We start from the raw sequence: 19,547 nt of genomic DNA on the forward strand, positions 1-19,547 counted from the left end.
ATGTGCCTGGGCGTTCCCATGCAGATAACCAGTGTCGAAGGTATCGCCGCCCACGCCTCAGATGGACGCGAAACCGTGCTGATCGACCTGTCGCTGACCGGTCCGGTCGAGCCCGGCACATGGGTGCTGACCTTCCTTGGTGCCGCCCGCGAGGTGATCAGCGCCGACGAGGCCGCCAAGATCAGCGCCGCCTTGGACGGGCTGCGCGCGCTGATGCAGGGCGGTGAGCTGGGAAACGCTTTCGCTGATCTGGAGGCCCGCGGGCCTCAACTGCCCCCACATTTACAGGCCGCGCTGGACGCGGGCGACACCACAGCCTGAGAGATCCCAACCATGACACACCCATTGATTGCCCGATTGACCGACGAGATGAGCTGGCCAGCGCTGGACGACTGGACTGCGTTGGAGGGGTATACCGCCCAGCCCGGCACCCACGCGCTGTTCGTGCCCGGCGATCCGAAACGTAACCTGGAAACTGCCGATGTGGCCGTGATCCTGCCCGAGCTGAAGATGGCCTTTCAGGGGCTGTTCGATTGCGCCGTGGTCGGTGACGACATCGAAGCCAAACTGCGCGAGGAAACCCGCGTTCTGAAAACCCCCAGCCTGATATTCTACCGCGATGGCCAGATGATCGGCGCCATACCGCGGGTACGGGATTGGGATGAATACATCGCCCGGATCAAGCAGATCCTGGCCCAGCCCGTCGCGGCAGAGTGAGGAGGAACCAAGATGGTCAGCAATTTCCACATGCCCCCGATGGGCTATGGCCCCGGATCGCAGCCGCCCGAAGAGGACGGAAAAGAGCTGGAATACATGCCGATGCCGCAGGACATGCGGTCCTATTCGCTGCATGTCCCCGAGGTCGAGGGCGACGTTTCCTCGGGTCTGGACCTGCTGGAACAGATGTCCAAAGCCTGTGATCGTGTGGCCAGGGGCGGAGCGAATGAAATCCTGGATCTGTCCGGTCTGAACAAGGAAAACCGCGCGCTGATCGCCGAAACGCTGGGCGAGGGCGAGGTGTCCGTCCGCATGCATGGCATCCCCGCTGTGGCCGCTCAGGAAAGTGTGTTCGCCGGGGTCTGGTGCCTGCGCGGCGTGGATGTGGACGCGGTGGAAATCGGCCCGATCCCGCAAATGGCCCTGGACCGCGCCTTTGACCCGCGCAAACCCGCGCTTGGTGCTCTGGCGCCGAAACCTGCCGGCGTGGTGAATGCCCCGGCACTGCTGGTCGAGCTGATGGACAAATCCGCCAGCTTCTCGGATCAGGCCGAGCTGCACGTGATCAACCTGACCCTGTTGCCGCATACCGAACCCGATCTGGAATGGCTGGATACGGCGATGGGGCAGGGCTCTGTCGAGATTCTGTCGCGGGGTTATGGCAATTGCCGGATCAGCGCGACGGGGCAGGCGCATGTCTGGCGTGTGCAGTTTTTCAACTCGATGGACGTGCTGATTTTAGACACGTTCGAGGTGACGCGCCTGCCCGAGGTGGCACTGGCCGCCCCCGAAGATCTGGCCGACAGCGCTGAACGTATCCAAGAAGTCATGGAGGCAATCCGATGAGCGGTTTCGAAGGCTCGTTCCTGGGCGCACAGGACAAGATCAGCCCCAAGGCGATCATGGAGTGCAAAATCTGCTGGACACCCTACGATCCGGCCGAGGGGGACGACACCCGCCAGGTGTTGCCCGGCACGCCATTTCTGGACCTGCCCGACGATTGGTCCTGCCCCAATTGCGATGCGCCCAAAGAGCAGTTCCTGGTCTCCGAAGACCCCGGCGCGCAGGACGTGCTGGAGGCGCAACATATCAAGAACCGCACCGACCTGCTGGAGACGGATTTCACCGAGGTCTGGCACGCCAAGATGCGCGACGTTCCCATGGTCAACAAGGTGCTGCACGTGCAGGCCGTTGGCTGGAAAATGCATCAGGGGCGCCCCTTGGGTGTGCTGATCAGCCCGTGGTTCATGAACCTGATCATGCTGCCTGCCGAAGACGAGGATTGGTCAGGTCTGCAGGCTGGTGCCAAAGAGGATATCTCTTTCGCGTCTGGTACTTACGAGTTCATCCATAACACCCGCGACATGGTGGGCGGGTACAAGGCGTGCTCGTTATTTTCGCCAATGGGCGAGTTCAAAACCCAAGGACAAGCCGTTGATGTTGCCAAGGCGGTAATGGTCGCGCTGTTTGACGCTGAAAACATGGCCGAGACCGACCGTCAGGCCGATATCCGTGCCGCGCGCGAAGACGAAATCGCAGCCGTGGCCGAAGCTGAAGCGGCCGCGGCAGAGGCTGCCGCAGAAGAGCCCGAAATCCCGGTTCTGCCCTCGCGTCGCCAGGTGTTGACCGTGGGGGTTTCCGAAAGCTGAACCATGCTGGACCGTACCCCTCATACGCGCCTGATCGCACAGCCTGTCGCGGCTTTGCCCGTGGCGGATTTGGTGCGGGGCAAGCCGGTCGAGGACGTGGCCGAACTGCTGCCGCGCTTGTTCAACCTGTGCCGCGCGGCGCAGCGGGCGGCAGTGCGGACGGCTTTAGGGTTGGAGGTAACGGCTGCGGATATGCAGGCTGTTCGGGATGAGATTCGGCGCGAGCACGAGTTAAAGCTGGGGGTAATGCTTCCCTTGGCTTTGGGGATGCAGGTCAGCAAAGCGCCCACCGCTTTTCCGGCCTCTCCCGCCAAATTTGATGCCTTCATGGCCTCTGATGCCCGGTTGGCGCAGTTGTTGCGGGGGGTCTGCGAAGCTTTCGGGCAGGGTCAGGCTGTGGTGGGCGCGCTGCCCTTGGTCTCGCCAGAAAACGGCTTCTCGGCGGGGGCGATCGAGAACTCGGTTGCAGGCCGCGTGGCCGATGATCCGGTGATGCAGCATGTCGAAGCGCAGCACGGCCATGGTCCGTTGTGGCGCACCGTTGCGCGGGCGGTCGAGCTGCGCAAACTGGCCGAGGGATGGCAGCCCGAAATCATCCGCACGCCGCGGGGTATTCTGGCGCCCGCCGCGCGCGGGACTTATGCCCTAATGGCGACGACACGCGAAAACCGGGTAGAGACTTTCCACCGCGTCACGCCTACCGATCATTTACTTGCCACAAATGGCATTCTGCAGGCATCATTGGACACCCTGCCGGACCGGACCCATGCAGAAAAATTGCTGGCCATACTGGACCCGTGCAGCCCCGTTGATCTGACCGAGGTGCCCGCCGATGCATGAAATGTCGCTCTGTGAAGGCATTCGCCAGGTGATCGAAGATCAGGCGCGCAGCCACGTCATCCAGGCGGTCAAATGCGTACGTGTCGAAATCGGTCGCTTTGCCGGGGTTGAAAAACCGGCGCTGGAATTTGCCTTTGACGTGGTGATGCGCGGCAGCGTCGCCGAGGGCGCCCGGCTGGAGATGCTGGACCTGCCCGGTCGGGCCATGTGCTACGACTGCGTGAAAGAAGTAGAAATCGCCGAGCGTCTGGACCCCTGTCCCGACTGCGGCGGCGGAAAATTGATGCCCATTGGTGGCGATGAAATGCGGATCAAGGATCTGGAGGTAATCTGATGTGTACAGTTTGCGGATGCGGGGATAGCTCGGTCGAGGGGCACAGCCATTCTCATGAACATGGCCATTCGCATGGTCACCACCATCACCACGGCCATTCCCACGACATTCATTTCGGCCACGGACCCGCGGGGGTCGAAGTCGCGGGGATGTCTCAGGACCGTTTGATCGAGATTGAAACGGATATTCTGGCGAAAAACGACCGCTATGCTGATGCGAACCGTGCCATTCTGAAGGATCGCGGGATTTTTACAGTGAACCTTGTCAGCTCGCCCGGCTCGGGCAAAACCACGCTACTGTGCAAAACGATCGAGGCGCTGGGGGATACGCCCTTGGCCGTGATCGAAGGTGACCAGCAAACCGCCAATGACGCCGAACGTATCCGCGCCACCGGGGCTGCCGCCGTGCAGGTCAACACCGGCAAGGGCTGCCATCTGGACGGCCACATGGTGGGTCACGCGATGGAGCATTTGCCGATGGAGCAGGGCTCGTTCCTGTTTGTGGAAAACGTCGGAAACCTGGTCTGCCCGGCGGGCTTTGATCTGGGCGAGGATTGCAAAGTCGCCATCCTGTCCGTGACCGAGGGCGAGGATAAGCCCCTGAAATACCCCGACATGTTCACAGCGTCGCGCATTGCCCTGCTGAATAAGGTCGATCTGGCGCCATATTGCGACGTGGATCTGGCCCTGTACGAAGAAAACCTGCGCCGCGTGAATCCAGCCATCGAAATCATCCGCGTCAGCGCCCGCACGGGCGTGGGGATGGACGACTGGCTGGCCTGGCTGCGCGGCAATCTGGCCTCGAAACAAACCGAACAGGCGGCGGAATAATGACCGAGGCCGCCCCCACCATCCTGTTGGTCGATGACGAGGAACACTCGCTGGCGTCCATGCGCATGGCGCTGGAGGATGATTTCGACTGTCTGACCGCCCGCAACGCTGACGAGGCGATGGTGCTGATGGAGGAACATTTCGTCCAGCTTATCTTTTGCGATCAACGGATGCCGGGGCGGACGGGCGTCGAATTCCTGACCGAGGTGCGCGACCGCTGGCCCGAAACCGTGCGGATCATCATCACCGGGTATACCGAAACCAACGATATGATCGCGGCCATCAATGACGCGGGGATCTACCAGTTCCTGACCAAACCCTGGCACCCCGACCTATTAGTGATGACCGCCAAGAACGCGGCTGATCTGTTCCGGCTGAACCGAGAGCACGACCGTATGTCCTTGGAAATGCGGTACCTTTCGCGCTCGGTCGAAACCAAGCTGGATGAAAAACGCAAGGCCCTGCGCGAGGGGCTGGGGTTCGAAAACGTGCTGCGCGGCCCGAACTCGCCCATGAATGCGGTGATCGCGCAGGCCCGGCAATTCGCAAGTTTTGACGTGTCCGTTCTGATCACCGGCGAGGCCGGGACGGGCAAAACCGATCTGGCGCGGGCGATGCACTATAGCTCTCTTCGCTCCGACCGGCCGTTTCATGAAATCAATTGCATTGGCGTGGATGACGACATTCTGGAGCTGGAACTGTTCGGCGCCCGTCGCGGTGCGGTGCCCGGCGTGCAATCCAACAAAGCCGGCCTGCTGCAAAAGGCCGATCGCGGCACGCTGTTCCTGAACGGGATCGCCGAGCTGTCGCCGAAAATGCAGCTCGCCTTGGTCAATGTCGCGACCGAGGGCGCCTTCCGCCCGCTTGGCAGTCACGAGGTGGTGCGGACGGATGTGCGGCTTTTGGCGGGCAGCAGCCGTGATCTGCGCATGGACGTGGCCGAGGGGCAGTTCCGTGGCGATCTGTATTTCGCGCTGGCCAAGACCACGCTGAACGTGCCGCCCTTGCGCAAACGGCTTGAGGACATGCCCATTCTTGCGCAGCATTTGTTGTTCGAGGCGGCGGGCACCCATGGCAAGCAGGTCTATGGCCTGTCCGATGACGCGCTGAAATTCCTGGAAAACTATGACTGGCCCGGCAACCTGCGCGAGCTGGAAAACGAAATGATACGGATGCTGGTCTTTAGTCAGGATCAGCTGCTGGGGCCCGAGCTGATCTCGCGTCACATCTTGCAGGCCGCGCCAACCGATGCGCCCGGCGTCACCCCCGTGGACATGGTGTTGGAGGGCGAGGGCACCTTGAAAGACCGGGTCGAACAGATCGAGATGCGCATCCTGCGCGAAACCTTGACCCGCCTGAAATGGAACAAAAGCCGCGCCGCCAATGAACTGGGCCTGTCCCGCGTCGGGCTGCGCGCGAAAATCGAACGTTACGGGATCGTCGAGCCGGGAAAACCCGCGCTGACCCCAGAGGAGGACTGACTCATGTGCCTTGGCATCCCCGGCCAGATCGTGGCCATCACAGACGAGGCCAAGATGATGGCCATGGCCGAAGTGTCCGGCGTGCGCCGCGAGGTCAACGTGGCCCCCATCGCCACCGGACCCATTGCGGATGTGGTGGGCAAATGGGCGTTGATCCATGTGGGCTTTGCCATGGCCGAGATCGACGAGGCCGAAGCCGCCGCCACCTTGGAGGCCTTGCGGGGTCTGGGCGAGGCGCAGGAAACACTCGAGGCGATGGCCGCAGGCGACGCCGCATTGGAGGAAAGCGCATGAAATACGCCGAGGAATTCCGCGATCCGGTCGCCGCCAAGGCCCTGCTAGAGGCCATCGCAAGGGTGGTCGATCAGATCGGTGCCACTGCCGAAAACCCCGTCCACATCATGGAGATCTGCGGCGGTCACACGCATGCAATCTTTCGCTATGGGCTGGACAAGCTGACCCCTGCGGGCATCGAGTTCATCCACGGCCCCGGCTGTCCGGTTTGCGTGCTGCCGATGAGCCGGGTTGATGAATGCGTTGAACTGGCCGAACGCCCCGAGGTGATTTTCACCACCTTTGGCGACGCCATGCGCGTGCCGGGGACGCGGAAATCCTTGTTGCAGGCCAAGGCTGACGGGGCGGATATCCGCATGGTCTATTCCCCTCTGGATGCGCTGGAACTGGCGCGGCGCAACCCGGACCGAGAGGTCGTGTTCTTCGGTCTGGGGTTCGAAACCACCACGCCCTCGACCGCGTTTTCGATCCAGCAGGCTGCGCGCGAAGGGCTGACGAATTTCACCGTCTTCTGCAATCACATCACCGTCCCGCCGCCGATCAAAGCGCTGCTGGATGACCCGCATATGGTGCTGGACGGTTTTGTTGGGCCGGGGCATGTGTCCATGGTGATCGGCGTGCATCCCTATGATTTTATTGCCGAAGATTATGGCAAGCCCATCGTCGTCGCCGGGTTTGAGCCGCTGGACCTGCTGCAATCGGTGCTGATGGTGCTAGAGCAGATCCGCGATGGCCGCGCCGAGGTGCAGAACCAATATGCACGCGTGGTGCCCGAACACGGCAACCCTGTCTCGATCGCTGCGATCGAGGATGTCTATGAACCGCGCCCGACCTTCGAATGGCGCGGCCTGGGCGAGATTGACGCCAGCGGGTTGCGCATTCGTGACCGCTATAAGGCCTTCGATGCCGAAGAGAAATTCGGCATCGGCTATGCCGCCGGCCCGCGCGTGGTGGAAGAACCCGAAGGCTGCGCTTGTGGTCAGGTGATGACAGGCCGCATGAAGCCGGTAAACTGCCCTCAGTTCGGGACGGGCTGCACCCCCGAGATGCCCTTGGGCGCGTTGATGGTCAGCTCGGAAGGGGCCTGCGCGGCCTATTACCAATACGGAGGCGCCCGGGCTGTGGCGGCGGCAGAATGAACATGGCGCGCCCCATTTCTCGCTTGCGCGATGAACGCGTCACCCTTGCCCATGGTGGTGGTGGCAAGGCAATGCGCGATCTGATCGAGGACGTGTTCACCTCGGTCTTTCAACCTGACGGAATGGAGGATCAGGCCCGTCTGACTGTGGATGCACTGTCTGAACCCGGCGCGCGACTGGCAATGACGACGGACAGTTTCGTGGTCGATCCGGTCGAATTCCCCGGCGGGGACATTGGCAAGATCGCGGTCTGCGGCACGGTGAATGATCTGGCTGTGGGGGGCGCGCGGCCCTTGTACCTGACGGCCGCATTCATCATCGAGGAAGGTACCGAAGTGGCGCTGTTGCGGCGCATCGTGGCCTCGATGCAGGCCGAGGCGGACAAGGCTGGCGTGCGGATTGTGACGGGCGACACCAAGGTTGTCGGGCGCGGCATGGCGGACAAGGTGTTCGTGACCACGGCGGGTGTGGGCGTGATCCCGCCGGGTCGTCAGCTTGAGGCCAGTCTGATCCAGCCCGGGGATGTGGCCATCGTGAATGGGGTTCTGGGCGATCACGGCGCGGCGATCATGGCGGCACGCGGGGACATGGCCCTGTCGGCTGAAATCCCGTCGGATTGCGCGGGATTGGGGCATCTGATGGAGGATGTTCTGGCCGTCGCCCCCGACGCGCGGGCCGCGCGGGATGCGACACGGGGCGGCGTGGCCTCGGCCCTGAACGAAATGGCCGAAGCGGCGGGCGTCGCAATCGAAATCGAGGAAACCGCGCTGCCGATCCGGACCGAAGTCAAAGGGATGTGCGAAATCCTGGGCCTGGACCCGCTGTATTTGGCGAACGAGGGTACGCTGGTGCTGTTCGTGCCTGCGGATCAGGCGGATGCGGCCCTGGCCGCGATGCGCGCACGTCCCGAGGGGCAGGGCGCAGTGATCATCGGTAAGGCGCTAGAGGGTCAGCCGGGACGGGTGACGATGCGCACGCTGTTCGGCGGCGCGCGCATCGTGGACATGCTGGTGGGCGAGCAGCTGCCGCGGATCTGCTGATCAGGCGGCTGTGGCCTCGAAGCCTGCGTTGTTGATCGCGGCCAGCAATTCGTCCGCGTCGTCTGCGCTGTCAATTTCCACCGTGCGCGCGTCCAAATCGAATTCCAACAGGGCGGTCGGGTCGGCTTCGGTCACGGATTTCTCGATCTTGGCGGTGCATTTGCTGCAGCTCATTCCGGGAACGGCGAATGTGGGCATTGTGGATCTCCTTTAAGGTGGCAAATGGGACCTTCCAGCGGGGGAAGGTCAAGCGATTTTCGGAATTTTGCGCACGGGCCTTGACCTTCCAGCTAGTGGAGGCCTTATCTGAAGGGCCTGCACGGCACGGAAGGCCCCGAAATGAGCACGCAAACCGCACAAATCCAGATCGAAGGCATGACCTGCGCCGCTTGCGTGGGCCGGGTGGAAAAAACGCTGCTCGGAACGCAGGGCGTGTCCGAGGCAAGCGTGAACCTGGCCACCGAAAGCGCGATGGTGACCTTTGAAACGGGCGGGGTTGACCTGATTCTGTCTGGCCTGACCCGGGCTGGCTATCCGGCGCAGGTGGAAAAGGTGATCTTTGACGTCGAAGGGATGACCTGCGCGTCCTGCGTTGGCCGGGTCGAAAAGGCCCTGGCCGATCTGCCCGGTGTGACCGAAGTGGCGGTCAATCTGGCCAATGAAACGGCGCAGGTGTCCTATGTGCAGGGCTTGGGCGATACGGCGCAGATGCAGGCGGCGATGGGGGCGGCGGGCTATCCGGCCAAGCCGCGCGATACTGGCGCCAAGCTGCACGAAAACCGCAAGGAGGAGGAGGCCCGCCAACAGCGCGGGCGGCTGATCCTGGCGGCGGCTTTGGCCTTGCCGGTGTTCATTCTGGAAATGGGTGGGCATCTGGTGCCGTCCTTCCATCACTGGGTGCACATGACGATCGGACAGCAAGCCAGTTGGCTGCTGCAATTCGTGCTGACAACGGCCGTGCTGATCGGGCCGGGGCGCCAGTTCTATGCCAAGGGATTCCCAGCGCTGTTTCGGGGCGCGCCGGACATGAACGCCTTGGTCGCGGTGGGTACGGCGGCGGCCTATGGGTTCTCGGTGGTGGCGCTGTTTGCTCCGGGGCTGCTCCCCGCTGGCGCGCAGGCGGTGTATTTTGAATCAGCCGCGGTGATCGTGGTGCTGATCCTGCTGGGCCGGTATCTTGAGGCGCGGGCCAAGGGCCGGACCGGCCAGGCCATCCGTAAATTGCTGGGGCTGCGGGTTTCAACCGCGCGGGTGCTGCGGGACGGCACTGCGCAGGACATCCCGGCCGAACAGATCCTTACTGGTGACACCGTCCTTGTCCGCCCTGGCGAGCGTTTGCCTGTCGACGGTGAGGTGACCGAGGGCAGCTCGTATGTGGATGAAAGCATGATCACTGGCGAGCCTGTTCCCGTCGCCAAATCCCCCGGCGCTCAGGTGGTCGGTGGCACGGTGAACGGCACCGGAGCGCTGCAACTGCGCGCCACCAAGGTCGGCAACGACACCATGCTGGCGCAGATCATCCGGCTGGTTGAACAGGCGCAGGGCGCGAAACTGCCCATTCAGGGCGTGGTGGACCGGATCACCCTGTGGTTCGTGCCCGCCGTGATGGGCGTGGCGTTGCTGACGGTTCTGGCGTGGTTGGTGTTCGGTCCGTCCCCGGTGTTGTCTCATGCTTTGGTGGCCGGGGTGGCCGTGCTGATCATCGCCTGTCCCTGTGCGATGGGGCTGGCCACGCCGACCTCGATCATGGTGGGAACGGGGCGTGCCGCTGAAATGGGCGTGCTGTTCCGCAAAGGTGACGCGTTGCAGGCGCTGTCGGGCGTGGACGTGGTGGCCCTGGACAAGACCGGCACGCTGACCATGGGCGCCCCGGCGCTGACCGATTTCACCGTTGCCGAAGGCTTTGATCGCGCGGATGTCCTACGCAAGGTTGCGGCGGTCGAGGCGCTGTCTGAACACCCCATCGCCCAAGCCATCGTGGATGCTGCCGACGCGCCTTTGCCGCAGGTGGAAAAGTTCGGCTCGGTCACCGGATATGGCGTTCTTGGCACGGTCGAGGGCGCGCGGGTGATGGTCGGCGCCGACAGGTTGATGATCCGCCGCAAGGTTGAATTGGGCGCATTGGAGAACGTCGGCAAAGCGTTGGCGCAAGCCGGTAAAACCCCGCTGTACGCGGCCATCGACGGGCAAATCGCGGCAGTGATCGCGGTCTCGGACCCGGTGAAACCGGCCAGCAAACGGGTGATCGACGCGCTGCACGAACGCGGCCTGCAGGTGGCCATGATCACGGGTGACAATGCTGCCACGGCCCGGGCCATTGCTGCCGAACTGGGCATCGACCACGTGGTCGCCGAGGTACTGCCCCAAGGCAAGGTCGAGGCGCTGGACAGCCTGCGCGCGGGTGGCAAAACACTGGCCTTCGTCGGTGACGGGATTAACGACGCGCCCGCCTTGGCCCATGCGGATGTGGGGATCGCCATCGGTTCGGGCACGGACGTAGCCATCGAAAGCGCGGATGTTGTGCTGATGTCTGGCGATCTGCGCGGGGTAGTGAATGCCTTTGGTCTGTCGGCCCGCGTGATGCGCAATATCCGGCAAAACCTGTTCTGGGCCTTTGGGTATAACACCGCGCTTATCCCCGTTGCGGCAGGTGTTTTTTATCCCCTGTTTGGCTGGCAACTCTCGCCGATGCTGGCCGCCGGCGCCATGGCTACCAGCAGCGTTTTTGTGCTGACCAACGCCCTGCGTCTGCGCGCCGTGCGCCCGGATATGCCCTTGGAAACGAAAGGATAACCCATGAATATCGGAGAAGTTTCGGACCGGTCAGGCCTGCCTGCGAAAACCATTCGGTATTACGAGGATATCGGGCTTATTCATCCGGATCGCTCGGCCAACGGATACCGCAGTTTTAGCGAGAATGACCTGCACAAATTGGCTTTTCTGGGCCGCTCTCGTGCGCTGGGGTTTAGTATCGAGGATTGCCGGCACTTGCTGACGCTGTACGAGGATCGCAGCCGCGCCAGCGCGGATGTCAAAGAGATCGCCAAGGGCCATCTGGCCCGGATCGACGAAAAGCTGGCCGAACTGCACCAGATGCGCGCGACGCTGGCCGGGTTGGTGCACGCCTGCGCGGGTGATGACCGGCCCGATTGTCCGATCCTGGCCGATCTGGCTGCGAAAACCTGACCGGCCAGCATGTTTAGCGATAGCGGGCCACTTCGGCGCTCAGACGGTCGGCGGCGGCGAAATATTCCTCGGCCAGACGGTCCACCAATTGCGCGGCGGGCACCACGTCTTTGACCGCGCCGATGCCCTGACCCGAGCCCCAGATCGAGCTCCAGCTTTTGGGTTTCTCGGATCCGAAGTCCATGTTGGAAGGGTCCGAGCGTTCCAGGTTGTCTGGGTCCATCCCAGCGGCGGAAATCGAGGGCTTCAGGTAGTTCCCCCAGACCCCGGTGAAGAGGTCCGAATAGACAATGTCCGAAGCTCCGCTTTCGGTGATCATTTCCTTGTAGCGGTCGGCCGCGTTGGCCTCGTTCGTGGCGATAAAGGCCGACCCGGCATAGCCGCCATCCGCGCCCATTGCTTGCGCGGCCAGGATGGAATCTCCGCGCGCGATGGCGCCGGACAGGAACAGCGGTCCGTCGAACCATTCGCGGATCTCTTGGACCAAGGCCAGCGGCGACAGGGCACCTGCGTGGCCACCAGCGCCAGCGGCCACGGCGATCAAACCATCGGCGCCTTTCTGAATGGCCTTGCGGGCGAATTTGTCGTTGATGATGTCATGCAGCACGATGGCGCCGACGGAATGCGCGGCCTCATAGACCCATTCCTGCGCGCCAAGGGACGTGATCCAGACGGGCACCTTGTGTTTCACGCACAGCTCGACGTCGCGTTCCAGCCGGGGGTTGGAACGATGGACAATCTGGTTCACCGCAAACGGCGCTGCGGGTTGGTCGGGATTTGCGGCGTTATGCTCGGCAAGGGTGTCGGTGATCCGGGCCAGCCATTCGTCCAGATCGTTACCTTCTTTTTCGCGGGCGTTCAGCGCGGGAAAGGACCCGACGATGCCAGCCTTACATTGCGCAATCACCAGATCTGGGTTCGAGATGATGAACAGCGGGCTGCCGATCAGCGGGATGCGCAGGTTTTGCAGAACAGGGGGCAGGGACATTTATTTACCTTTGAAGACAGGTTTGCGTTTTTCGATAAAGGCCTGAACGCCTTCTCGGAAATCGGCGGATTGGGTCAGTGGGGCCTGCGCCTGAGCCTCGGCGGTGAACGCATCCGAGAAGGAAACATTGCTGATATTGCGCAGGATTTTCTTGGCACTGGCGGCGGCCAGCGGGGCGGCGGCGGCGATGCGTTCGGCCAGCGCGCGGGTATCGGCCTCCAGCTGATCAACGGGCGACAACTGGTTCACCAGCCCGTGTTGCAGACATTCCTCGGCGGGGATTTTGCGGCCCTCGATGATGGCTTGCAGGGCGCGGTGATAGCCCATCCCTTTTAGCAGCAACCAGGTATTGCCACCATCCGGCACCAGCGAAATCGCTGCAAACGCCATATAGAGCGAGGCATTTTCCGCCATCACCACCATGTCGCAGTTCATCGCATAAGCCGCGCCGATTCCGGCGGCCGAGCCATGCACCTGCGCGATCCAGATTTTCGAGGAATTGGCGATCCCCATCAGCGAAGGGCGATACTCGGACTCGAGCATATGGTCGGTGGGCATGGGACCCAGACCCCCCTTAAGATCCGCACCTGCGCAGAATCCGGGGCCCTCGCCCTTCAGGATCACCACGCGGATTTCGGCCATGCCGTCGATGTCGGCCACAGCCTGGATCAGGGCCATGCGCATGTCGTCATTGATGGCGTTGAACGCGTCGGGGCGGGTCAGGGTCACGGTGGCGATGGCGCCCTCTGTCTCGACCGTAAGCACACCGTTGTACGGATCGCTCATGTGTTTCCTCCTCAGGTCAGGATGCCGCGCGCGCGCATCCCGGCAATAGTCTCGGCGTCATAACCCAAACGGGTCAGAACGCTGTCTGTATCGGCGCCCGGCGCGGGCGGGGCGGTCACCGGATCGGGGACCGAGCGACTGAACTTCGGTGCCGGGTTCACCTGGGTGACGCCTCCGACCGACGTGAAAACCTCGCGTGCCTGCATATGCGGGTGCTGCGGGGCCTCGGACCAGGTCAGAACGGGGGCAACGCAGGCGTCGGTGCCGTCAAAAACCTGTGTCCAAGCGTCCCTAGTCTTGGTCAGGAAAACTTGTGCATACAAGTCGTGACGCTGCGGCCATTCGCTTTCGTCGTTCTGGCTGGCCATGTGTTCGGGGGGCAGTCCGGCCAATTCCACCAGCTGCGCGAAGAACTGAGGCTCCAGCGGTCCGACCGAGATATACTTGCCATCCGAACACTCATATGTCCGGTAAAACGGCGCGCCGCCGTCAAGCCAGTTGCTTTGGCGTTGTTCGCTCCAGCGGCCCATCGCAATCAGCGAATGGATCAGCGCCATCAGCGCGGGGGCGCCATCGACCATCGCGGCGTCAACGACCTGACCGCGCCCCGAGTGGTGGCGCTCGTAAATCGCGGACAGAACCCCCAACAGCAGGAACATCGTTCCCCCGGCATAATCGGCGGCAATGTTCATCGGGGGGATGGGCGGTTCATCCTTTTTGCCGATCGCATGCAGCACACCCGTCAAACCCAGATAGTTGATGTCATGCCCGGCCATCTGCGCCATGGGGCCATCCTGCCCCCAGCCGGTCATCCGCCCGTAGACAAGGCCGGGATTGCGGGCCAGGCAAGTGTCCGGCCCCAGCCCCATGCGTTCCATCACGCCGGGGCGGAACCCCTCGATCAGCGCGTCCGCGCGTTCGATCAGGCCCAGGGCGGTCTCGATCCCGTCGGGCGTTTTCAGGTTTAGCGCAACCGAGAGCTTGCCCCGGTTGTTGATGTCTGCTGGATTTGCCTTGCCGGATTTGCGGGTGATTACGATGACCTCGGCCCCCAGATCGGCCAGGAATTGCCCGGCCAGCGGGGCGGGGCCCAGCCCTGCCATTTCCACGACCGTCAAACCGGACAAAGGCCCGCTCATGCCGCTTGATCCTGTGCGTCGCGCAGGATGTCAAAGGCCCCCGGTTCCAGCGCAAAGCGTTCGCCATATCGCTCGGCCAGTTCGGCTGCGCGAGCAGCAAAGGTGTCAATCCCGATGCCCCGTATGAACTGGATCGCGCCGCCCGTGTGGGCTGGGAACCCGATGGCAAAGATGCCGCCCAGATTGGCTTCGACCTCGGTGCGCAAGACGCCTTCGTTCAGGCAGCGCAAGGTCTCAATGGCTTGCCGATACAGCAGCCGGTCAATCGCGTCCTGCATGGGGATGTCGGCATTGCCCCTGGCGAACTGGCCAAGCCCGTCCCACAGGGTTTTCGACCCGTCGGCGGCATAGTCATAAAAGCCGCCCCCATAGCGACGCCCGCCGCGCCCCTGTTCAATCATCGCGTCGCAAACCATCTTGGCCGCGGTGTTGTGCTTGCCAAAGCCGCTGTCCACACCCAGCCGTTCGTCCAGCGCCTTATGTGTCTTCTCGACCTTCTGCGACAGCACCAAGGACACCTCGTCATGCACGGCCAGAGGCCCCACGGGCATCCCCGCCAGCCAGCCCGCGCGTTCCACCGCGACGGGCGACATGCCGTCCACCATCAACGCGATGCCCTCGTCCATGAAGGTCCCGAACACGCGGCTGGTAAAAAAGCCACGGCTGTCATTCACCACGATGGGCATATAGCCGATTTGTTGAACGTAATCATAGGCTTTGCGCAGGGTTTCCTCGCTGGTTTTTTCGCCCATGATGATCTCGACCACCTTCATCTTGTCGACGGGGCTAAAGAAATGCAGGCCGATGAAACGGGTCGGGTCGGGGCAGAATTCGGCCAGAATGGAAATTGGCAGGGTCGAGGTGTTGGACCCGTAAATCCCGTCCGGCCCAAGCTGGGCAAAGGTTTCGGGGATGACCTTTTCCTTCAGGTCGATGTCTTCGAACACGGCTTCGATGATCAGATCGGTGCCATTGAACGCGGCGTTGTCCGTGGCCGGGGTGATCAGGTCCAGACGTTGTTGTTTGCCCGCCTCGTCCATCCGGCCACGCTTGATCCGTTTGTCGCACAGCAAGGCGGTATAGGATTTGCCCTTTTCGGCGCGCTCCATGTCTGTGTCCTTCAGAACCGAGGGCAGACCCGCATTTGCATGGGCCCAAGCAATGCCCGATCCCATCATGCCTGCACCCAGAATGGCGGCGTTCTGCGCCTTCCACCGGTCGCCCTTGGGCCTGACCTGTCCGCCTTTGATCGCCTGCATCCCAAAGAAGAACGAGGTGATCGCCGCCTTGCATTCGGGCGTCATGATCAGGGCGCACAGGCCCCGACTTTCGCTGCGCAGCGCGGCGTCATAGTCGATCCGCATCGAGTTCACTGCGATATCCAGGATCTTTTCCGGCGCGGGCAACAGCCCACGGGTTTTCGAATACAGAAACGCTGACGAGCCGACGATCAGTTGCCGCACCTTGGGGTGCAAAACGTCCCCGCCGGGATAGCGGAAACCGCGCTGGTCCCAAGGTTGTGTGTGACTGTCGGGGTTGGCTTTGATCCAGGCCTTAGCGGCGGGGATCAGGGCGTCAACGGCGTCCACGACCTCGTCCACCATGCCAATTTTTAGCGCCTTCTGCGGTTTGACAGGCTTGCCTTCGGTCAGGTGGGGCAGGGCGGCCTCGAGCCCCAGAAGTTTGGTCAGCCGCACCACACCGCCCGCACCGGGCAGCAGGCCCAGCGTCACCTCGGGCAGGCCGACGATGGCACCGGGAACATCCGCGATGATGCGGTGATTGCAAGCCAGGCACAATTCGTACCCGCCGCCCAAAGCCGCACCGTTGATGGCGGCGACCACGGGCACCGGCAGCCGTTCCAGCTCGCGATAAGCGCGCTTGTTTTCCTCGATATAGTGAAAGGTTTCGGCGTCCGCTTTTTCAACCGCCAGAATGACGCGCAGGTCGCCCCCCGCAAAGAACGTTTTCTTGGCCGAGGCGAAAACCACACCAGTCAGCCCGTCCTCGGCGCGCAGCCGATTCATCACAGCGTCCATGCCCGGCACATAGCGTTCGTTCATGGTGTTGGCGGATTGGCCCTGCATGTCCATGGTGACGGTCACAATGCCATCGGCGTCTTTTTCGTAAATGAAATCAGTCATGTCTGTCCCCCTCAGACCCGCTCGATGATCGACGCAATGCCCATGCCGCCGCCCACGCACATGCAGATCAGCGCACGTTTTTGGTTTCGCCGCTCCAGCTCGTCCAGCATGGTGGACACCAGACAGCCGCCCGTGGCGCCCAGCGGGTGGCCCATGGCGATGGCTCCGCCCACGACGTTCAGTTTCTCGTCCGGCACATCCAGATCACGTTGCAGACGTAGCGCGACCGAGGCAAAGGCCTCGTTGATTTCCACAAGATCAATGTCGTCGATGGTCAGGCCCGCCTTGGCCAGCGCCTTTTCCGAGGCAGGGCCGGGGCCCGTCAGCATGATCGTCGGATCGGTTGAGGTCAGCGCAATCGAAACCACCCGCCCGCGCGGGGTCAGGTTCAAGTCTTTGCCGACCTGTTCGTTCCCCAGCATGATCAGGGATGCCCCATCCACGATGCCCGAGCTGTTGCCAGGTGTATGAACGTGGTCGATCTGCGCGACCTCGGGGTATTTGGCCAGCGCGACAGCGTCGAACCCAAAGCCCCCCATCGCGGCAAAGGACGGTTTTAGCGACGCCAGTTTCTGCATGTCCGTGTCAGGCTTGATGAAATCATCGCGATCCAGAATGACCACGCCGGTTTCGTCCCTGACAGGCACAACCGAGCGGTCAAACCAGCCTGAATCACGTGCATGAGCCGCGCGTTTTTGCGATTCCACGGCAAAAGCGTCCACGTCATCGCGGCTCCAGCCTTCGATTGTGGCGATCAGGTCGGCGCCGATGCCTTGGGGCACGAAACCTGTCTGGATTGCGGTCGCCGGATCTTCGGCAAAGGGGCCGCCATCAGCGCCCATCGGCACGCGAGACATGGATTCATAACCGCCTGCGCAGACCAGATCTTCCCACCCACTGGCGATCTTGGCGGCGGCCGTGTTGAACGTGTCCAGACCCGAGGCGCAGAACCGATTGACCTGCGCGCCGGCGACCTTTTGGTCCCACCCGGCCTTTTGCAGGGCGATCTTGGGCAGCACCGCGCCCTGCTCCATCACAGGGGCGACGCAGCCCATCATCAGGTCATCCACGCGGGACGTGTCCAGATCGTGGCGCGACTGCATCTCCTCCAGCAAGGTGGTCACAAGGTCGATCGGTTTGACCTCGTGCAGGGTGCCATCTGGCTTGCCCTTGGACCTTGGTGTTCGGATTGCGTCGTAAATATAGGCGGTCTCTGTCATCTCGCTCCTCCTTCGAATGACAAATCAGCTTGGCACGCTCTCCTCGACCGGCTTGGGCAAATCGATTCTTGTGAAATCCAGTCGCGGCAGCGGTTCAAAACGGCGAGTGCAGATGGCACGGGCCTCGTCTCGGGGCACGCCAATGGCGCGCAAGTAAAGTTCGGCGGTGTCGGCGCTGGATTGGCGCCAGGTCAGCAGCCCGCTCAGGACCATCGAGGTCGCCCCCATCACAGCCCCACCACCCAGGGCGGTGATCGAGGGCAGCTGCTCTTCGTCAAAGCTGAAACGGCCGCTTTCCAGCCCTTCCATCAGCAAGCGACGAGGCAATTTTCCCCAGAATTTTCCCAGTCGCGGGTCCAGCATCCCGAATTGAGCGATGAATTTCCCCCAGTGATGTTCTTCGTGAACGCGCCGGATGGTCTGGCGCATCACCAGCGCCAGGCGTTGCGCCGGGTCATCCAGATGGGCGGTGTTTTCACGCATCGCCTGACGCAGTTCATAGTACAAAAGATCACAAATTTGATTGAACAGCTCGTCCGGATTTTCCACGTTGTTATAGATAGTTCCACGCGACAGGCCGGCCTCTTTCGCCAGATCGCTGACGGCGATCTGCATCGAGCCTTTGTCGGCAAAGACACGCAACGCGGCGTGCAATATGCGAGCATTTACGGCTTTCATGCGCGGTTCCATGATCAGTGTTGACAGAAATTGAACACGTGTGTTTATTTGAAGTCAATAGCGTTCATCGGTCATGGGAGGAGGCAGAATGGATGCGTGTATGAGTGACCCTTACGCAGGGTTGTTCCCGGTTCGCACCCGGGCTGTTTGGTTTGTCCTGTCTGATGCTTGTGAGATGCGTCCGGCGACAGAAAGGGCAAACGCATGGAATTGATTCAGCTGATCATCGGAGGGATCGCGACGGGGTGTATCTATGGCCTTGTCGCGTTGGGCTTTGTGCTGATTTACAAGGCGACCGAGGGCGTGAACTTTGCCCAGGGCGATATGATGATGCTGGGTGCCTTTGTGGCGCTTGGGCTGGTGAACTCGGACTATGGCGCGCTGGCCTTTGTGCCCGGCGTGATCCTGGCGGCCGCTATCATGGGCGGCGTAGGATATGGCGTTGATCGCTTTGTGGTCAGGCAGATTTTCGGCCAGCCGCACTTTGCACTGGTGATTCTGACGATTGCCATGGGGTTCGTATTCCGTTTCGTGGCCGGGGCCATTTGGGGCTTTACCCCGCTGGTGTTGGAAACGCCATTTGCGGGCAAGGTGTTTGATTTCGGCGGGCTGATCATCGGCTACGAGGACGTGACGGCCATTGTCGTCACTGCTGTCCTGACCCTGTCGTTGTGGGCGTTCTTTCAGTTCACCAAGCTGGGTCTGGCCGCACAGGCCTCGTCTCAGAACCAGATGGCGGCCTATATCGTCGGTGTTCCGGTGCGCCGGGTAAACTCGATGATCTGGGCCCTGTCGGGCGTCGTTTCGACAATTGCCGGGGTGCTTTATGCCTCGAAAGGGGCGATTGATCCGAACATCGGCCTGCTGGGGATCAAGGCCTTTGCAGCGGCCGTTATCGGCGGTTTTGGCAGCCTGCCGGGCGCATTGCTTGGTGGCATCCTGATCGGTGTGGTCGAGCCAATCGCGGCCCGTTATCTGCCCGCCGGGTTCAGCCAGATGAGCCCCTATATCATCATGCTAGCTGTGCTGGTCACTCGTCCGAACGGACTGTTTGCCCAGATCTACGCCAAGAAGGTCTGAGC

21 protein-coding genes are annotated in these 19,547 nt (G+C 62.2%); 14 read left to right on the top strand and 7 right to left on the bottom strand.

Annotated elements, in window-relative coordinates; all coding sequences use genetic code 11:
- From ACOQOQ_RS08265 to hypE, 11 genes are read left to right on the top strand one after another with little or no spacing between them, the layout of a single operon-like run.
- Positions 1 to 321, top strand: coding sequence for a HypC/HybG/HupF family hydrogenase formation chaperone (locus ACOQOQ_RS08265; RefSeq protein WP_420569655.1), 321 nt, complete (start codon positions 1 to 3; stop codon positions 319 to 321).
- Positions 322 to 333: 12 nt separating this feature from the next.
- Positions 334 to 717, top strand: a complete 384-nt coding sequence (locus tag ACOQOQ_RS08270) for a hydrogenase accessory protein (RefSeq protein ID WP_420569656.1) — start codon at positions 334 to 336, stop codon at positions 715 to 717.
- A 12-nt stretch (positions 718 to 729) separates the two neighbouring features.
- On the top strand, positions 730 to 1,563 hold the full coding sequence (locus ACOQOQ_RS08275) for a hydrogenase expression/formation protein (RefSeq protein ID WP_420569657.1): 834 nt from the start codon (positions 730 to 732) through the stop codon (positions 1,561 to 1,563).
- A complete protein-coding gene (gene hybE, locus ACOQOQ_RS08280; RefSeq protein WP_420569658.1) occupies positions 1,560 to 2,366 on the top strand; it encodes a [NiFe]-hydrogenase assembly chaperone HybE in 807 nt (268 codons plus the stop codon). Before ACOQOQ_RS08275 ends, hybE begins: the two co-directional genes overlap by 4 nt.
- 3 nt (positions 2,367 to 2,369) lie before the next feature.
- On the top strand, positions 2,370 to 3,206 hold the full coding sequence (locus ACOQOQ_RS08285) for a hydrogenase expression/formation protein HupK (RefSeq protein WP_420569659.1): 837 nt from the start codon (positions 2,370 to 2,372) through the stop codon (positions 3,204 to 3,206).
- Positions 3,199 to 3,540 carry a hydrogenase maturation nickel metallochaperone HypA gene (hypA, locus tag ACOQOQ_RS08290; RefSeq protein ID WP_420569660.1) on the top strand — a complete coding sequence of 114 codons (342 nt, stop codon included), beginning with the start codon at positions 3,199 to 3,201 and terminating at the stop codon, positions 3,538 to 3,540. The genes ACOQOQ_RS08285 and hypA overlap by 8 nt, the downstream gene beginning before the upstream one ends.
- Complete coding sequence (gene hypB, locus ACOQOQ_RS08295) at positions 3,540 to 4,370, top strand: hydrogenase nickel incorporation protein HypB (protein ID WP_420569661.1); 831 nt, start codon at positions 3,540 to 3,542, stop codon at positions 4,368 to 4,370. Before hypA ends, hypB begins: the two co-directional genes overlap by 1 nt.
- A complete protein-coding gene (locus ACOQOQ_RS08300; RefSeq protein WP_420569662.1) occupies positions 4,370 to 5,851 on the top strand; it encodes a sigma-54-dependent transcriptional regulator in 1,482 nt (493 codons plus the stop codon). The genes hypB and ACOQOQ_RS08300 overlap by 1 nt, the downstream gene beginning before the upstream one ends.
- Positions 5,852 to 5,854: 3 nt before the next feature.
- Complete coding sequence (gene hypC, locus ACOQOQ_RS08305; protein WP_420569663.1) at positions 5,855 to 6,145, top strand: HypC/HybG/HupF family hydrogenase formation chaperone; 291 nt, start codon at positions 5,855 to 5,857, stop codon at positions 6,143 to 6,145.
- Positions 6,142 to 7,284 carry a hydrogenase formation protein HypD gene (hypD, locus tag ACOQOQ_RS08310; RefSeq protein WP_420569664.1) on the top strand — a complete coding sequence of 381 codons (1,143 nt, stop codon included), beginning with the start codon at positions 6,142 to 6,144 and terminating at the stop codon, positions 7,282 to 7,284. Before hypC ends, hypD begins: the two co-directional genes overlap by 4 nt.
- Positions 7,281 to 8,324, top strand: a complete 1,044-nt coding sequence (gene hypE / locus ACOQOQ_RS08315; protein WP_420569665.1) for a hydrogenase expression/formation protein HypE — start codon at positions 7,281 to 7,283, stop codon at positions 8,322 to 8,324. Before hypD ends, hypE begins: the two co-directional genes overlap by 4 nt.
- Here the strand turns inward: hypE and ACOQOQ_RS08320 are convergent, their stop codons facing one another.
- Positions 8,325 to 8,522, bottom strand: coding sequence for a heavy-metal-associated domain-containing protein (locus ACOQOQ_RS08320; RefSeq protein ID WP_420569666.1), 198 nt, complete (start codon positions 8,520 to 8,522; stop codon positions 8,325 to 8,327).
- A 141-nt stretch (positions 8,523 to 8,663) separates the two neighbouring features.
- Between ACOQOQ_RS08320 and ACOQOQ_RS08325 the strand changes: the two genes are divergently transcribed.
- Positions 8,664 to 11,117 (top strand): heavy metal translocating P-type ATPase, encoded by a 2,454-nt coding sequence (locus ACOQOQ_RS08325; protein WP_420569667.1) that lies wholly within the window; start codon positions 8,664 to 8,666, stop codon positions 11,115 to 11,117.
- Positions 11,118 to 11,120: 3 nt separating this feature from the next.
- Complete coding sequence (gene cueR / locus ACOQOQ_RS08330; protein WP_420569668.1) at positions 11,121 to 11,510, top strand: Cu(I)-responsive transcriptional regulator; 390 nt, start codon at positions 11,121 to 11,123, stop codon at positions 11,508 to 11,510.
- Positions 11,511 to 11,523: 13 nt separating this feature from the next.
- On the opposite strand, the gene ACOQOQ_RS08335 is transcribed toward cueR, so the two are convergent.
- From ACOQOQ_RS08335 to ACOQOQ_RS08360, 6 genes are read right to left on the bottom strand one after another with little or no spacing between them, the layout of a single operon-like run.
- The gene (locus ACOQOQ_RS08335) at positions 11,524 to 12,498 is read right to left on the bottom strand and encodes an NAD(P)H-dependent flavin oxidoreductase (RefSeq protein WP_420569669.1); all 975 of its coding nucleotides are present in this window, start codon (positions 12,496 to 12,498) and stop codon (positions 11,524 to 11,526) included.
- On the bottom strand, positions 12,499 to 13,284 hold the full coding sequence (locus ACOQOQ_RS08340) for an enoyl-CoA hydratase/isomerase family protein (protein ID WP_420569670.1): 786 nt from the start codon (positions 13,282 to 13,284) through the stop codon (positions 12,499 to 12,501). It lies immediately after the preceding gene.
- An 11-nt stretch (positions 13,285 to 13,295) separates the two neighbouring features.
- Positions 13,296 to 14,423 (bottom strand): CaiB/BaiF CoA transferase family protein, encoded by a 1,128-nt coding sequence (locus ACOQOQ_RS08345; RefSeq protein WP_420569671.1) that lies wholly within the window; start codon positions 14,421 to 14,423, stop codon positions 13,296 to 13,298.
- A complete protein-coding gene (locus ACOQOQ_RS08350) occupies positions 14,420 to 16,567 on the bottom strand; it encodes a 3-hydroxyacyl-CoA dehydrogenase NAD-binding domain-containing protein (protein WP_420569672.1) in 2,148 nt (715 codons plus the stop codon). The genes ACOQOQ_RS08345 and ACOQOQ_RS08350 overlap by 4 nt, the downstream gene beginning before the upstream one ends.
- An 11-nt stretch (positions 16,568 to 16,578) precedes the next feature.
- Complete coding sequence (locus ACOQOQ_RS08355; protein WP_420569673.1) at positions 16,579 to 17,787, bottom strand: acetyl-CoA C-acetyltransferase; 1,209 nt, start codon at positions 17,785 to 17,787, stop codon at positions 16,579 to 16,581.
- 24 nt (positions 17,788 to 17,811) lie between these two features.
- Entirely contained in the window at positions 17,812 to 18,465 is a 654-nt protein-coding gene (locus ACOQOQ_RS08360; RefSeq protein ID WP_420569674.1) for a TetR/AcrR family transcriptional regulator, read from the bottom strand.
- A 204-nt stretch (positions 18,466 to 18,669) separates the two neighbouring features.
- Here ACOQOQ_RS08360 and ACOQOQ_RS08365 point away from each other — a divergent pair, with 204 nt between their 5' ends.
- Positions 18,670 to 19,545: a branched-chain amino acid ABC transporter permease gene (locus ACOQOQ_RS08365; protein WP_420569675.1), complete on the top strand. Its 876-nt coding sequence runs from the start codon at positions 18,670 to 18,672 to the stop codon at positions 19,543 to 19,545.
- The last annotated feature ends 2 nt before the right edge of the window (positions 19,546 to 19,547 follow it).

The organism is Thalassovita sp. (assembly GCF_965218685.1).
Lineage (GTDB): Bacteria > Pseudomonadota > Alphaproteobacteria > Rhodobacterales > Rhodobacteraceae > Thalassobius.